This is a genomic window from Candidatus Woesearchaeota archaeon (assembly GCA_030651375.1).
Classification (GTDB): domain Archaea; phylum Nanobdellota; class Nanobdellia; order Woesearchaeales; family UBA12501; genus JAUSFM01.
Map to the genome: position 1 here is coordinate 24,944 of JAUSFM010000009.1, position 14,583 is coordinate 39,526.

The 14,583-nt window shown below is 47.7% G+C and carries 17 protein-coding genes and 2 tRNA genes; 10 read left to right on the forward strand and 9 right to left on the reverse strand.

What is annotated here, in order from left to right; genetic code table 11:
• Positions 1 to 262: 262 nt before the first annotated feature.
• The gene (locus tag Q7R76_02370) at positions 263 to 469 is read left to right on the forward strand and encodes a hypothetical protein (protein ID MDO8642415.1); all 207 of its coding nucleotides are present in this window, start codon (positions 263 to 265) and stop codon (positions 467 to 469) included.
• Positions 450 to 845 (forward strand): PIN domain-containing protein, encoded by a 396-nt coding sequence (locus Q7R76_02375; GenBank protein MDO8642416.1) that lies wholly within the window; start codon positions 450 to 452, stop codon positions 843 to 845. The genes Q7R76_02370 and Q7R76_02375 overlap by 20 nt, the downstream gene beginning before the upstream one ends.
• On the opposite strand, the gene trxA is transcribed toward Q7R76_02375, so the two are convergent.
• The gene (gene trxA / locus Q7R76_02380) at positions 842 to 1,198 is read right to left on the reverse strand and encodes a thioredoxin (protein MDO8642417.1); all 357 of its coding nucleotides are present in this window, start codon (positions 1,196 to 1,198) and stop codon (positions 842 to 844) included. The two genes, Q7R76_02375 and trxA, sit on opposite strands and share 4 nt — an antisense overlap.
• Positions 1,125 to 1,727, reverse strand: a complete 603-nt coding sequence (locus Q7R76_02385) for an NYN domain-containing protein (protein MDO8642418.1) — start codon at positions 1,725 to 1,727, stop codon at positions 1,125 to 1,127. Before Q7R76_02385 ends, trxA begins: the two co-directional genes overlap by 74 nt.
• Positions 1,728 to 1,823: 96 nt before the next feature.
• Between Q7R76_02385 and Q7R76_02390 the strand changes: the two genes are divergently transcribed.
• Entirely contained in the window at positions 1,824 to 2,822 is a 999-nt protein-coding gene (locus Q7R76_02390) for a hypothetical protein (protein ID MDO8642419.1), read from the forward strand.
• Here Q7R76_02390 and Q7R76_02395 read toward each other — a convergent pair.
• From Q7R76_02395 to eno, 5 genes are all read right to left on the reverse strand, one after another.
• Positions 2,804 to 3,487, reverse strand: coding sequence for a DEAD/DEAH box helicase (locus Q7R76_02395; protein MDO8642420.1), 684 nt, complete (start codon positions 3,485 to 3,487; stop codon positions 2,804 to 2,806). The genes Q7R76_02390 and Q7R76_02395 overlap by 19 nt on opposite strands.
• A gap of 45 nt (positions 3,488 to 3,532) precedes the next feature.
• Positions 3,533 to 3,648 (reverse strand) — tRNA-Phe (locus Q7R76_02400).
• Positions 3,649 to 3,791: 143 nt separating this feature from the next.
• Positions 3,792 to 3,915: transfer RNA gene (locus tag Q7R76_02405), tRNA-Phe, on the reverse strand.
• A 277-nt stretch (positions 3,916 to 4,192) separates the two neighbouring features.
• Complete coding sequence (locus tag Q7R76_02410) at positions 4,193 to 4,858, reverse strand: histidine phosphatase family protein (protein MDO8642421.1); 666 nt, start codon at positions 4,856 to 4,858, stop codon at positions 4,193 to 4,195.
• 2 nt (positions 4,859 to 4,860) lie between these two features.
• Positions 4,861 to 6,135: a phosphopyruvate hydratase gene (gene eno, locus Q7R76_02415; protein ID MDO8642422.1), complete on the reverse strand. Its 1,275-nt coding sequence runs from the start codon at positions 6,133 to 6,135 to the stop codon at positions 4,861 to 4,863.
• Between the two features lie 300 nt (positions 6,136 to 6,435).
• Between eno and Q7R76_02420 the strand changes: the two genes are divergently transcribed.
• A complete protein-coding gene (locus Q7R76_02420; GenBank protein ID MDO8642423.1) occupies positions 6,436 to 7,101 on the forward strand; it encodes a hypothetical protein in 666 nt (221 codons plus the stop codon).
• A gap of 43 nt (positions 7,102 to 7,144) precedes the next feature.
• On the opposite strand, the gene Q7R76_02425 is transcribed toward Q7R76_02420, so the two are convergent.
• Both Q7R76_02425 and Q7R76_02430 read right to left on the reverse strand, forming a co-directional pair.
• The gene (locus Q7R76_02425) at positions 7,145 to 7,750 is read right to left on the reverse strand and encodes an HD domain-containing protein (protein ID MDO8642424.1); all 606 of its coding nucleotides are present in this window, start codon (positions 7,748 to 7,750) and stop codon (positions 7,145 to 7,147) included.
• Between the two features lie 21 nt (positions 7,751 to 7,771).
• A complete protein-coding gene (locus tag Q7R76_02430) occupies positions 7,772 to 8,206 on the reverse strand; it encodes a DNA polymerase ligase N-terminal domain-containing protein (protein MDO8642425.1) in 435 nt (144 codons plus the stop codon).
• A gap of 86 nt (positions 8,207 to 8,292) precedes the next feature.
• Here Q7R76_02430 and Q7R76_02435 point away from each other — a divergent pair, with 86 nt between their 5' ends.
• The 6 genes from Q7R76_02435 (at position 8,293) to Q7R76_02460 (ending at position 14,564) form a co-directional block, all read left to right on the forward strand.
• The gene (locus Q7R76_02435) at positions 8,293 to 9,342 is read left to right on the forward strand and encodes an FAD-dependent oxidoreductase (protein ID MDO8642426.1); all 1,050 of its coding nucleotides are present in this window, start codon (positions 8,293 to 8,295) and stop codon (positions 9,340 to 9,342) included.
• A gap of 565 nt (positions 9,343 to 9,907) precedes the next feature.
• Positions 9,908 to 10,138, forward strand: coding sequence for a glutaredoxin domain-containing protein (locus Q7R76_02440; protein MDO8642427.1), 231 nt, complete (start codon positions 9,908 to 9,910; stop codon positions 10,136 to 10,138).
• A gap of 14 nt (positions 10,139 to 10,152) precedes the next feature.
• Positions 10,153 to 11,265, forward strand: a complete 1,113-nt coding sequence (locus Q7R76_02445) for a Glu/Leu/Phe/Val dehydrogenase (GenBank protein ID MDO8642428.1) — start codon at positions 10,153 to 10,155, stop codon at positions 11,263 to 11,265.
• A 6-nt stretch (positions 11,266 to 11,271) separates the two neighbouring features.
• A complete protein-coding gene (locus Q7R76_02450; protein ID MDO8642429.1) occupies positions 11,272 to 11,739 on the forward strand; it encodes a YbhB/YbcL family Raf kinase inhibitor-like protein in 468 nt (155 codons plus the stop codon).
• A gap of 45 nt (positions 11,740 to 11,784) precedes the next feature.
• Positions 11,785 to 13,248 carry an aldehyde dehydrogenase family protein gene (locus Q7R76_02455; GenBank protein MDO8642430.1) on the forward strand — a complete coding sequence of 488 codons (1,464 nt, stop codon included), beginning with the start codon at positions 11,785 to 11,787 and terminating at the stop codon, positions 13,246 to 13,248.
• Positions 13,249 to 13,268: 20 nt separating this feature from the next.
• The gene (locus Q7R76_02460) at positions 13,269 to 14,564 is read left to right on the forward strand and encodes an aminotransferase class III-fold pyridoxal phosphate-dependent enzyme (protein ID MDO8642431.1); all 1,296 of its coding nucleotides are present in this window, start codon (positions 13,269 to 13,271) and stop codon (positions 14,562 to 14,564) included.
• Positions 14,565 to 14,583 lie beyond the last annotated feature (19 nt).

A 14,583-nucleotide genomic window follows, 5' to 3' on the forward strand; every position in this document is an offset into this window, starting at 1 on the left:
CGCAGTAAATTTCCGACGGCTTTGCATTGACCATCTTTGCAGTACACCGTCTGCAGAATGAAATTTTCTTATAACCACTAATTCTCTGAAAGACAACCATAGTTCCAACCTCAGCACACTACTAAGAACAAGGCTAAACCTGTTCCTTTTAAGTGAAGAAAGGGGGCCATCTATATATACTTTGCGGCAATTATCCTGTTTTAGGCGCCGATAGTGCCAAAATCCGCAACCTTTAAATACTATGGGCTATAAGCTATAGTCTATGGCGACAACGATACAGGTCATGGACGAGACGCGCGATCAGTTGCAGCAGTTGCGCAAAACAATGCACGCAGAGTCCTACGATGAGGTCATCAAAAAGCTGATGAACACAGCCGCTGTTCCCAAAAAATCCTTGTACGGTTTTCTTGGGAAAAAAAATATGAAGGAAATTCTTGAGGGATTGCGTGATGAAACTGACCGCTTCTAGAATTTTTGCTGATTCATCATTTTGGCTTGCCTATTTTTTTGAAGAAAACAGTGCGGCACGTTCTATCATCGAGAATTCTGACTATCACCTAGTGACCTCGGTCCTCTCCCTCTTTGAAGTCAAACGAAAACTTCTGCAGGAAAAATATGCTGCCATCAAAATTGAAATTGCCCTCAACCTGATGATCTCCCGCGGCATTATTGCTGAACTTTCTCCTGCTGTTTGTCTTGAAGCAGCAGATGTTTCAACACGGTTTAAGCTTCCGGCCATTGACGCACTTATCTATGCATCAGCAAAGAATACTACTGCGTTGCTTATTACCAGCGACGCTCATTTTGAAGGCCTTGAAAACGTCCGATTGCTTGAAACTCTTTAATTCCATTTCACCAGTTTCTGCTTCAACATCTCTTTGCTCATATTTCCAACGAGCCGGTCAACTTCTGTCCCGTTTTTGAACACAATCAGGCAGGGTATGCTCATCACGCCGTGGTCTTGGGCAAGCTCACGTTCCTCATCGACGTTGAGCTTTGCAAATGTAATCGTCTTGAGCTCGCCAGACACCGTTTCAAACGCAGGCGCCAGTGCTCGGCAAGGGCCGCACCATTCTGCCCAGAAGTCAACCACCGTGACCCCATTTCCGATGGTGCTCTTGAAGTTACTCGTGGTGAGCTGGAGCATGGTCAGGCCCTCCTTCAGCAGGTGCGTGCGCTGGATGATGCGCGGTTGCATGAGTTGCGTGATGCGGTGCAGCACGGTGGTGATAGCCAATCAAGAACTTCGATGGATATCGGTCCATATCCAAAAACTCGTGCGCAGTTTCTTTCAATTTTGATGACGCGGTTCTGCCAAAAGCAATGACTTCAGTTCTGCAGCCGAGCGCTTCAACGTGTTCCAACAGGTCTTGGAAGTCTCCGTCGCCGGATACCAACACGACAACATCAATTTTCGCGGCAAGCCGCATGACATCCATGGCAATACCGATGTCCCAGTCGCCTTTTTTTGCGCCGCCGAAGAAAATTTGAAGATCCTTGGCACGGACTTCGTAGCCGATTTTTTCAAGGGCTTGGTGAAAATCCTTTTCCCCCTTGACATCGGCGTTGATAACATAACAGACTGCGCGGGTAAGTTTTCTGCCGCGAATTGCCGCTTTGAGAATCATGGCAAAATTAACTTTCAGGCCGTACAAGTTCTTTGCAGAATAATACATATTCTGCACGTCAATAAAAACGCCAATTCGCTGGTCCTTGTGGTGTACCATAGGCGCTTTGGCACGCGCTTTTATTTAAATAGTTTGTGACTCTATCTCCTGTATCCTTGAGAAAGGTTTATCAAGAGGGGCTCTACCTGCGGAGATATGCCACAGCCAGCGCCTCAATCACCCTCATCAGAACCTGTTCTGACGTATGAAGAAATCATGAGTGTCATGTCTATTGATGAACTCCTTGCCCTGTATGATTCGCATGGTAAAAAATTTACATCGCAGGATGCCTTTCTTTTGTTTTTGAGCGATGAATGGAGGCGAGAAATAGTTCGTGTTGGGAATGAAGCAATACGGAAAGAGCCGCACGCTGTTTTTCCCTTAGAAGATGTGGTGGTTGATGGAATGGTGTATCGCCTTGCAGGAATTCAGCACCATGCCACTCACAGCGATGAAGCAAAAAAAATACTGAGTGATGCAATGCAAGGGCCGAGCTCCTATTGTGAACAATATCTTCGTTATCTTTGTCCAGCCGCACCGGTAAACGAGCTTCTTGACCATAGTGTTTTAACATTTTATGATATGGTTCGGGTACGTGGATTGATTATCAACAGCTTTCCTTCTAACTTAAAACGTCGTTTTGAATTATCCCAGACTTCTGACGCCGTCTTTGAAAATGACCTACGGCATTTTAATGTGCCTGTTGAAGTCACTCGTGGATTATTTGTTTCTTCAGGAATCAAAATAGCAGGCCGTCGCGATGAAAAAATACGCTTACCTGCGTATGTTGATTTGGAATTATATAGTCGACTTTCCAAATTTAGGCAAAGTTGTGCACGCCGTTCGATGTATATGGCTGCATTTCTTCGCGCTGACCCTGCGCCAGAAAAACGCTTACTCGCAGGCGCAGCGCACATCCCTGAAACACGCTACTATCTTCTGAAAGGTGTACCATTTGCCGAAGTAACTGATCGTGCAGAACATGATTATGAACTGTTGCGCCGAGATTCAGAACAGTACCTGCAGCACCAATTTGAATTAGAAAAAAAGTGGAATCGTGCACTTATTCCTTGGCTGCTTTTTTTTGACGTCGTAGCAGTTAGTGTCGGGACAGCGTTGCGTTTCCTATCTGATCTTTATTCTTTTCTTAAGTGATGAAACGTCACTTTTCCATCCACATACACGCCCTTCCGCAGTTCCACCGGCCGCCAGGTATCAAGAACTACGTCGGCGCCAAGCCACTGCGCGAGCTCTTCCGGATTGCCAATCGTCGCGCTCAAGCCGAGAATCTGGACGTTTTTCAGAATCCGCCGGAGTAGCGTCAGAAGAATTTCAAGTGTCGGGCCACGGCTGGTATCATTCAACAAATGAATTTCATCAACAATAATCAGGCGGATGTCTTTCACCCACGGCGCCGTGTGCCGTATGACTGAATCCATTTTTTCAGACGTTGCAATAATCACATCCTGCCGTGCAAGATGCACCTCTGGGCGGTCAAGGTCGCCGATGGACAGCGCAATGTTCATCATCGCGCCGTAGCGCTGCTTGAACTGCTTGTATTTCTCAGTTGCCAGCGCTTTCAGCGGTGCCAGATACACGACTTTGCCGGCGTGTTTTGTCAGCACCATGTTTATCATGGCAAGCTCTGCAACAAATGTTTTCCCCGAGCCGGTTGGCGTGCAGACCACCAGACTTTTTCCTTCAAACAGGCCTGCGTTCAATGCCTTTTCCTGACAGGGCCGGAGCTCGCCAAGCTTTGCTTTTTCGTAGATTTCATATACCTTGTCCGGTATTTTTCCTTTCAGTTCAGAGAGGTGCATGGTTGGTGAAAATAGGTGGTGGTATAAAAACTTAAAGGAAAAACGCGCCGGGGCTGGGATTTTCACCCAGAGGGTTTTTGACCCAACGGAGTTTGAACCCAGAAGTCCTTGCGGACGCGTAGGTTTCAACTACGTGCTCTACCTAGTTGAGCGACCCCGGCATACGAAAAGTATTTATATCTGCAATGGTATATCCTCCATTTAGGTTTCAACTACGTGCTCTTTGAGCGACCAATTTCAGTTTTCAGTCACTTGCACCAGTTGGTGCATCGCCGTTTTTTTCTTTTTTTATCAAATGAATAAGCGCCGGGGCTGGGATTTTCACCCTGATGCATTAAACCGTTATGCACCACGCTTTGAACCCAGATAGCCCGTGTAGGGCACCTCAGGTTTCAACTGAGTGCAATACCGGATTATGCGACCCCGGCATGATGAACGAAAATTTTATATAGTTGGTTCATTTTTGAGTTTATAGGTTTCAACTGAGTGCATACTGGTTATGCGACTTTTTTTCTTTCTTTTTTTCATTCTCTAAGATACTCTTCTTAATATGCGTTGCTCCTCAAAATCCGGAAGATTTCCGGCGGCGCCGGAACGTATGCGGCACTGCCGAAATAGTTCCGAAACAAAGCAAGAAATCCGAAAAGATTCCGGTTGCGCCGGAACAGCATTTTTTTGTCGTCTACTCTTTTGCGCAGAAAGGTTTTATCTTATTTCAACCACATACTCAAAATAATCGTCCCACGGATTTTCCAGTTTCATCATTTGGGGGACGGTGAGATGCTCAAAGTATCTCCGGAACGGCCGCATTGAATTACCGTGTGCAGAAATAGCGACATTGACTTTTTTTTGCTTCATTATCTTCAGCAAATCCTTAATGAATGAGCGAACGCGTTTTTCGACCATCTTGACGCTTTCGCCGCCGGGCGGCCGGGTGGTATAGCTGCGGCGGATTATTTTAAGGTCTGCTTCGCCATGTTTTTTGATGAACTCCTCTCTTTGCTTTCCATGCAGGTGGTCCATCTTATGCCAGTGCAAAAGCGTTTTGTAGTCGTGTTCACCCTGTTTTTTCACAAACCATGAATGGTGGTGCCCCTGTACATTTCCATAGCTCCGCTCAATCATGCGGTCGTCCTTGATAATCCGTTTGCATTCCGGATGATATTTCAGCACTGGCTTCAGCGTGTCAATGGAGCGCGACAGTCGCGTTTGAAACGCAACGTCAATCCGTTTGTGTTTTAATTTTTCAGCAATTTTCTGCGCGTCTTTTTTTCCGCGCGGTGTTAATCGCGAATCCTTCCAGCCGGTAAACACGTGGTCCCTATTATAGTACGTCTGGCCGTGGCGGAAGAGATAGATGTGCAGTTTCACGTTCATCGCCATCCGTAGCGTGCTTTCTTCCCGAGCTCCTCTTCAATTCGCAGCAGCTGGTTATACTTCGCTGTCCGTTCTCCACGGCATGGCGCACCCAATTTTATCTGGCCGCAGCCCAAGCCAACGGCAAGGTCAGCGATGAATGAGTCTTCTGTTTCGCCGGAGCGGTGGCTCACCATGACCTTCCAGCCGTAGTGCATCGCGACTTTTGCAGCGGAAAGCGCCTCGGTTACCGTGCCGATTTGGTTGACTTTCAGCAGCAGCGCGTTGCACAATTCTTTTTCGAGTGCGGTTTCAATGCGCTTGATGTTAGTCACGAGCAGGTCATCGCCGACGATTTGAAACCCTTGCTGGAGTTTTTTTATTTTTTTGCCACGAATGTGCTGCATCAGGCTCTGCCATGCGTCAAAATCGTCTTCAGCGAATGGGTCTTCGAGAGAAATAATCGAATAATCCTCGAGGAGTGTCCAGTAATAGTCCGTCAGCTTGTCTGCGCTCATGTCTCTGCCTATGGTGTATTTTTTTGTTTTTTTGTTGTAGAATTCTGACGCAGCTGCGTCAATCGCTATCTTCATCTGTTTTTTGTAGCCGGCACGGTAGATTGCTTCTTCAATAAGATTGAGCGCCTCAAACGCATCTTTGAGCGGCGGGGCAAATCCTCCTTCGTCACCGACGAGCGTCCATTGTTTTCCATATCGGTGTGCAATTAATTGTTTGAGTTCGTCGTATGTTTCCACCACCATCTGTGTTGCCTGCGCAAAAGTGCGTGCGTGCGTTGGCACAATCATCAGTTCCTGAATCGGCAGTCCGCCGGCAGCGTGCCTGCCGCCGTTGAGTATGTTAGCAAACGGCATCGGCAGTATCGGCCGTGTGTGGGCGAGCGATGCGATGTGTTCGTACAGAGACTTGTTTTTTTCCAGCGCAGCAAGCCGTGCTGTAGCCATGCTCACGCCGAGCATTGCGTTGGCGCCGAGCCGTGACTTATTGAGCGTGTGGTCGAGAAACAGAAGAGTATTGTCAACCGCTGTCTGCTCCGGCGTTTTTCCTATCAGCACCGGCCGAATGATTTTGTTAACACTCTGCACGGCACGGAGCACGCCTTTGCCGTGATACGCACGTGTTTTGTCGCGCAGTTCCACAGCTTCATGTGCGCCGGTTGACGCGCCGGATGGATCAGATGCGCGCACCATTCCTTTTGGCGAACACATTTCCACTTCAATGGTCGGATTGCCGCGCGAGTCAAGAATCTGGCGTGCATGGATGTTTTGAATCATGGGTGCCTCTTTCTTTTCCTCTTTTTTCTTTTCTCTCCTTCTCTTCTGTTCTTTTTATTCTTTTTCCATGCTTTTTATACTTCTGTTCTTTTAAATTTTCTCAACCACCGCCTCCTAAAATGGCACTATCGTTTAGTGCTAAACTGTTTTGTTTACACTCATCTTAGCCGTTCTCCCTTTTCAAAAACACAATCTTTTTAAACAAACAACGCTGTATTAATCTCAATATATATTGGCCTATGAATATTAAACTATTAAACAAATATAATCACAATCTGATACACTGGAGGTGTATGGTCAATGGCAAAACATAAAAAAGCCAAACATGCAGCAAAACAAGCATCTGCTGCGCCGAGCTCGCATTCATCACGCTCAAAGTTTCCAACGAGTTGGATTGTTGGAGCAGTTGTGGTAATTGTCGTGCTGATTCTCATCTTCACGCGAAAGGCGCCAGAAATGCCTGCGCCTGCAGCACCCGAGGCCGTACAACCGGCACCTGCGGATGAAGAAGTAGATACTGATGAAGGAGTGCTCGTACCATCAGAAGTTGAAGTCCAGTCAGAAATGACCGGCTCACGCGCAGGAGCATACGATCCCATGGTCTGGGAACAAGGTTCCTTCTTTGGCGGCATCAAGTGCTTGAAGTCAACCGGCTTCAGAACTGACGTGCTCGAATTCCAGCTTAAGAACAAGGAAACATTTCCTGTACACCTTGACTATGTTAAACCTGGCGATGTGACTACAAAAAATCCAACCGGCTTCTCGGTCAATGGTCAACGGTTAAGCAAAGGTGTCAAGGAAGCATGTGGAACAGACGTTGTTGAGCCGGGTGCAACAGCAACCTGTACGTTCGAAGTGCCACTGCGCCACTTTGGCCCAACCGGAACGAAGTCAGCAAACATATTGCAGCTGAAGATTCGAACGTCAGACAAAAAACTAACCTCACAGACAGAATTTTTCTGCTGAGGAAATTTTAAATTTTTTATTTCTCTTTTTTTCTTGACCGAACTTAGTGCATCTTCACTAAAGGCTCCAGCCGTTCAGCACGCTCAAGCAATCTCGGTTCGCCGGTATATTGTGCGCGGAGAATATCAATTGCCTTCTCATGTGGTAGGGCTTTCTTATACGCGCGTTCACTGGTGAGCGCGTCGTAGCTATCAGCGAGCGCGACAATCTGTGCAATTTCTCTGCTGATCCCCGCCAGAGCCGGAACATTGTCAGGATACCTGCGCCGCTGCCACGTATGGTGGCTCACTACTGAGCGCAGCACTTCTGGAGGGACCCGATGGTCACTTTTGAGAAGCATAAATCCGCGGAGCGGATGGCGATCCATAACTTCTTGCTCGTCCGGCGTCAGAGGGCCATTCTTGTTCAAATACTTGCTGGGCACGCTTGTTTTTCCAATATCATGCAGAAGGCCGCACACCGCGAGCAGAGCATATGTTTGTTTTTCAACTCCATCCAATATGCCGAGTTCAACACTTCGAATCCCTACCCGACAACTGTGCCGGTAGGTATCAACGTCGTGTCTGTATAGCAGCCACAGGTTTTCAGCAACCCACGGAGTGTGCGTTGCATGCCGGACTACTTCACTCACATCGTTGTTGAGGCTCATCAGTTGGGGAAATAAGCAACCCTATAAAAACCTACCTTTTCTGTATCCCTTCTTCATCTTTGTTTCCTTCTTTTTAAAAAATAGCCAGTTCTTTGGCCCTGACTGCGGGAATTTGGTCAAACAATACAGTCCTTTTAATTTTCTGCCATGGAGTTTTGTTATCACTTTCGTGCTGGTCCATGCCTGCAGCTCATGCCACCCAGAGTCCCAAATTTTTACCATGCCGGCGCCATAGTGGTCTTTTGGTATCGTGCCATGAAATTTCGCGTAGGACAGCGCGTGGCCAGGAACCTGAATTGCGAGCCGTTTCACGGCAGGATTCGGCGACGGCTTTTTTGGTACGGCCCACGACTTCAGCACACCGTGGTGTTCAAGGCGAAGGTCCCAGTGCAGGTGCGAAGCATGGTGCTCATGGATGACATACTTGTATTTTTTGGTGAAGAGTTGCATGTGCATGGTACCTGCTTTTGTTGTTTTAATAGTTTGTTATCGTTTGGTATAAACCAATACCTTTTTATTGTTTCTTTTTTATTGTACTGTTCATGAATAACCAAAAAAAGAGCGTGGTGATTGTCGGCGGCGGCTTTGCAGGCGCATATGTTGCACGCCATTTGCAAAAAGACAAAGAATTCAGCGTTACCCTCATTGATACAAAAGACTACTTTGAATTTACTCCCGGCGTGCTTCGCACGATTGTCCAGCCGCTCCATCTTGGCAGAATTCAGGCGCTGCACCAGCAGTACCTGAAAAAAGCAAAATTCATTCAAGGCGAAGTGATTGAAGTCACTGAACACGACGTTGCCGTCGGAAAGCAGCGCATCCCGTTTGATTATCTCGTCGTGAGCAGCGGCTCGACGTACAACCTGCCGATCAAGCAGCAGAATGTTGTTTCTGCCACCCGCGGCGCAACGCTTCACACCTATTATGAAAAACTGATGCAGGCAAAAAAAATTCTTATCATCGGCGGCGGCATTGTGGGGGTTGAGCTTGCTGCAGAAATTGCGGCTGAATATTATGACAAGCATGTTATTCTTGTGCATTCCCACGATGCACTGATGCCACGCATGCCTGCCAAGGCGCAGCAGCACGCAGAAAAATTCCTGAAAAAAAGGGGCGTTGAGATACTCTTCAACGAGAAAATTATCGGCAGCACTGGCAATCGGTATGCAACACCTGCTGGAAAACAAATTACGGCAGACCTTGCTTTTTTGTGCACGGGCATCAAGCCAAACACTCATTTCATGATGAAACATTTTAGCGAGCGCATGGACGAGAAAAACCAGGTGTACACCAGCGTGTATCTGCAGGTAAAAGGATACGAAAACATCTTTATTGCCGGTGACATCACTGCTATCCCTGAAGAAAAAACAGCGCAGAATGCCGAAGAGCATGCAAAAGTTATTGTTCACAACATTCGCGCGCTCGAAAAAAAAGAGGCGCTCAAGGAATACAACTCCGCACCGCGCCCTATGGTCATCAGCCTCGGCACATGGAATGGTATCCTGGTAAAAAAAGATTTTGTGCTGACCGGAATTATTCCCGCGTTTCTGAAATGGTTTGTTGAATTGAAAACGATGTGGCAGTACCGATAAAGCAGGAAAAAGAAGATTCGCACTTTTGAGTGGTACTACAACTATTTAAATAAAAACATCTGTGTACTGGTGTTGGCCAGACAATTCGGTTGTCCTGAAAAGGATGTTACCGCAGACGCCTCTGTCGGGTATGCGCCATAAATAAGGTGTCTGGACTATAACTCACCTTACGAAACCTATGCCCGGAACGCCGATCTGTGGAGCGAGAAAGATAACCTTTAACAACGCTGGCAGGTTAAGTCGATGACCAGCAGGGTGTAAGGCACTTTTTCACCGAGTCCAGTGGCCGACATTTTACTCACATGGCACAAAAGACACGACGAACAAAACGAAGGACAGCGCGAAGAAAAACACAGCATGTACGAAGAAACAGAACAAGCAAAACTAGTCAGCATGCCAAAAAGCACAGCAGGCACGCGAGCAGAAAAGGCAAAGCGTCAAAAGTCAGAAAGCTCGTTCGTTTGTCACACCACAGCCATAGAAAGAGCAGACGAAAACGACGATAAACGAATTCTAAGAAAGGGAAAATTTATAAAAAAGATAAACACGCAAGAGTATTATGTCAATGGTAAAAGTATACTCAACCCCCACGTGCCCATGGTGCGTCAAGGCAAAAGAATTTCTGAAAAAGCACAAGGTAAAATTTAAAGAGCTCAATGTTGCGGCGAATAAATCCGCCCGCGAAGAGCTGATTGAAAAAAGCGGCCAGATGGGTGTGCCGGTGATTGACGTTGATGGAAAACTTATTATCGGATTCGATGAAAAAGAGCTAAAAAAAGCGCTGAAACTGAAATAAACGCAAGGTGAACCATGGTTGATTTCGATGCATTTGGCCCGGAAAAAATAATCGAAGTGTACAATGCCAAAGTCGGCATGCATGGCTTTCTCGTAATTGACAACACGGCGCTTGGTCCGGGCAAGGGCGGCATTCGCATGACGCCCAGCGTTGACAAAGAGGAAGTTTTCCATCTCGCACGGACAATGACTTGGAAAAATGCCTTGGCAGACCTGCCGTTTGGCGGCGCGAAGTCTGGCATCAGCGCTGACCCAAAAACATTCTCAAAGCAAAAAAAGAAGGAAATCATCGAAGCGTTTGCTGAAGCCCTCAAAATCGTGTGCCCGGATTTGTATGTTGCGGCGCCGGACATGAACACCGCCGAAGAAGAGATGGAATGGTTTGCAAAAAAGAACGGCTCGAAAAAATCATGCACCGGCAAGCCGAAAAGCATGGGCGGTATCCCTCATGAATTAGGAAGCACAGGTTTCGGTGTGTATCACGCAACGCTCGTTGCGCTGAAGCATCTTGGATGGGATGTGAAAAAAATGACGTTTGCCGTCGAAGGATTCGGCAATGTCGGCACATTCGCCGCGCAGTTTCTGACTGACCATGGCGCGAAACTTGTTGCCGTATCTGATTCCCGCGGATGCCTCGTCAACCTGAAAGGCATTGATTACAAAAAATTGTTTGAGACAAAACAAAAAACCGGTTCGGTCGTTAATTATAAGGACAAAGACGCAAAAGTGGTGCCGGGCCATGATGTTATCAAACAACTGGTCGATATTCTCATTACTGCAGCGATTCCAAATGTGATTACTGACGCTGATGTTCCTTCAGTCAAAGCGAAATTGATTGTTGAGGGTTCCAACATCGCCATGACGCCTGAAGTTGAAGCGCTTCTTGAAAAGAGAGGCGTTCTTATCGTGCCTGATTTTGTGGCGAACGCCGGCGGCGTTATCAGCAGCTATGTGGAATACATCGGCGGCACACCGGAAAAAATGTTTAAGATGGTTGAGGAAAAAATTGTGAAAAACACCAGGCTTGTTCTTGAATCTGCAAAAAAGAGAAAAATAAGTCCGCGGCAAGCAGCAATGGAAATAGCGCAGAAACGGGTTCTGGCAAAATGTACGACGTGTAAAGTGTGAGTGAATATGAAACTCACCAGCCCCGCCTTCGGCCACAACGGAAAAATTCCCAGCAAATATACCTGTGACGGCGCGAACATCAATCCGGAACTGCATATTTCTGATGTGCCACCAACTGCGAAAAGTCTCGTGCTGATTTTTGATGATCCGGACATTCCTGATTTTGTGCGCACCAAGTTTGGCGTTCAGGCATGGGATCACTGGGTTGTTTTTAATATGCCGACAAACACAACGCTGATTAAGGAACACAGCCAGCCGAGCGGCATACCTGGAAAAAATACATCAGCAGGCCTTACCTATCAAGGGCCATGCCCGCCGGACCGCGAGCATAGATATTTCTTCAAGGTGTACGCGCTGGATACGATGCTTTCCCTGAAACAAGGTGCGACAAAAGCAGACGTCGAAAAGGTGATGCAGGGGCACATTCTTGAGAAGGCGGAATTGATTGGGCGATACGAACGCGTCAAGAGATAAACAATATAAAGACAATAGTCTTTAATTCTCAAAAAGAGGTGTTTTGTGCAGACGTATCAGCAGTACATCGATGGCAGATGGATTTCTTCTTCGTCAGGCACAACCTTTGAGAGTCTCGACCCGGCAACTGAAAAACCAATCGGACGATTCCAGCAGGGAAATGAAAAAGACGTTCAGAAAGCAGTCGACGCTGCAAAAAAAGCATTTCCACTGTGGTCAGATATTCCCGCGCCGAAGCGTGGCGAAATACTGTTTGACGTTGCACATCTTCTGAAAAAAAACAAGGAGCGCCTCGCCAGAATCGTCACCATCGAGATGGGTAAAGTGCTCAAAGAAGGCAGAGGTGATGTGCAGGAAGCGATTGATGTTTTTGAATACGTGGCAGGCGAAGGAAGAAGACTCTTCGGCCACACCACACCAAGTGAATTAAAAAATAAATTCTGCATGACCATGCGTGCGCCCGTCGGCGTGTGCGGTCTCATTACACCGTGGAATTTTCCCATTGCAATTCCTGCATGGAAACTCGCTCCTGCGTTAATTTGTGGCAACACCGTCGTCTTCAAGCCCAGTTCTGACACCCCGCTGTGTGCCATCGAACTTGTCAAAATTCTTGAAGAAGCGGGCGTGCCCAAAGGCGTGGTGAATCTCGTCACGGGCCCGGGTGGCAGCGTTGGCAGGAGCATCATCACGCATAAAGACATTCGCGCTGTTTCATTTACTGGCCATCGCAGCACCGGTGACTTCATTCTTCGCAATGCAGGCATCAAGAAAATCGGGCTTGAGATGGGCGGTAAAAATCCTATTATTATCATGGACGACGCAGACCTCGACCTTGCCATCGAAGGCGTGCTGTGGGCGGGCTTTGGCACGAGCGGACAGCGGTGCACAGCAGCGTCGCGTGTGCTAGTGCACCACACAATACAAAAAGAATTTGAAAATAAACTGCTTCGCCGCATTGAAAAGCTCCGCCTTGGCAGCGGACTGAAAAGCACGACTGACATCGGCCCGCTCATCAACAAGCAGGCCGTTGAAAAAGTAGACCGCTATACTCACATCGGAAAAAAAGAAGCAACACTCCGCTGCGGCGGAACTCCCGCAAAAATCAACGGTCACGGATTTTTCTACAAGCCGACACTGTTCACCAACGTGAAACCAGATGCACGCATTGCACAGGAAGAAATTTTTGGCCCGACGGTTTCGGTCATCACGGTCAAAGACCTCAACAATGCGATACACGTTGCCAACAATATCAAGTACGGCCTATCATCATCGATCTACACTGCCAACATCAACGCTGCGTTTCGTGCCATGGAAAAAATCGAAGCCGGCATTGTCTACATCAACGCACCAACCATTGGCGCCGAAGTCCACCTGCCGTTTGGCGGCGTCAAGGGAACCGGCAACGGCACACGAGAGGCGGGCATTGAGGGGATTCACGAATTTTCAGAAACAAAAGTTGTCTATATCGATTATTCGCACCATCTTCAAAAAGCGCAGGGGATTGATTGAGTTGAAGTGAGGAATTGACCATGAAACAAAAACCGCACATTGCCACGCCTCTTCCCGGTCCAAAATCGCAGGCGCTCCTCAACAAGCTCAAGCGGCTCAACATCGGTTACAATGACCCCTATCCCTTTGTGCATAGTGGCGAAGGATCGGGCTGTTATTTCAAGGATATCGACGGCAATGTGTTTCTTGATTTTGCATCACAAATCGCGACAAATCCCTTGGGGTACAATCATCCGGAAATGACCGATGTTGTTCGCCAGCTGAAAAGTCATCCGGTAAAATATGCAGGGCAGGATTTTACCGTGAAGGAGCACGTCGCTCTTCTCGAAGAAATTCTCACGATCACTCCCAAAGACATCACGCTGGGTTTTCTTGCAAACTCCGGCGCCGAAGCAGTTGAAAACTGTATCAAGCTTTCCCTGCGCAAGCAGAAACAGGCAAAGTTTGGCATCTCATTCGAAGGCGCGTTTCATGGCAGGACGCTCGGTGCGTTGTCGTGCACCAACTCGAAGCCGGTACAAAAAAAGAATTTTCTTTTTATTCCTATGCGGAGAGTGCCATTTGACGAGAACGCCGTTGAAATAATCCAGAAGATGGTCAAGCGCGAATGTTCGCCGGAAGAAGTCGGCTTCATAATTATTGAACCCGTCCAAGGCGAAGGCGGTTACCGCGTTGCGCCGAAAAAACTCATGCAGCAGCTCCGCGCGTTTACGAAAACATATGACATTCCGCTGATTTGCGACGAAGTGCAATCAGGGCTCGGCCGGACGGGGCACTGGTGGGCGTTTGAGCATTTTGGCATTGCTCCTGACATCATGAGCTCGGCAAAAGCATTGCAGGTTGGCGCGGCGCTGGCAACAAAAAAATTCCGCGTCGAGTCCGGCACGATTTCATCGACCTGGGGCGGCGGGCACACACTGGATATGGCGCTCGGGCTGAAAACAATTCAGGTTATCAAAGAACAACATCTGCTTTTCCACATCACCAAAATAGGGCACTATCTGATGAAACGGCTCTCGGATGTTTCACATCACCGCATGCTGAACAAACGCGGGCTGGGGTTGATGGCAGCGTTTGATTTGCAGACGCGCGCTGCACGAAATAATGTAATCGTTGAATGTGCGCGCAACGGACTCATACTGCTAGGCTGCGGCGAGAAAGGCATCAGACTCATTCCACCGTACATTGTCACCGAAGAAGAAATTGACATCGCAGTAGAAATTATTGAACGTGCATTGAAACACGCCGCAGAGCCAACCTTCAAACATCATGGCAAAATCTGTGATTATCTGACGTGCGGTGAAGTGCATTTCTAAACCACAACAAACTTTATAA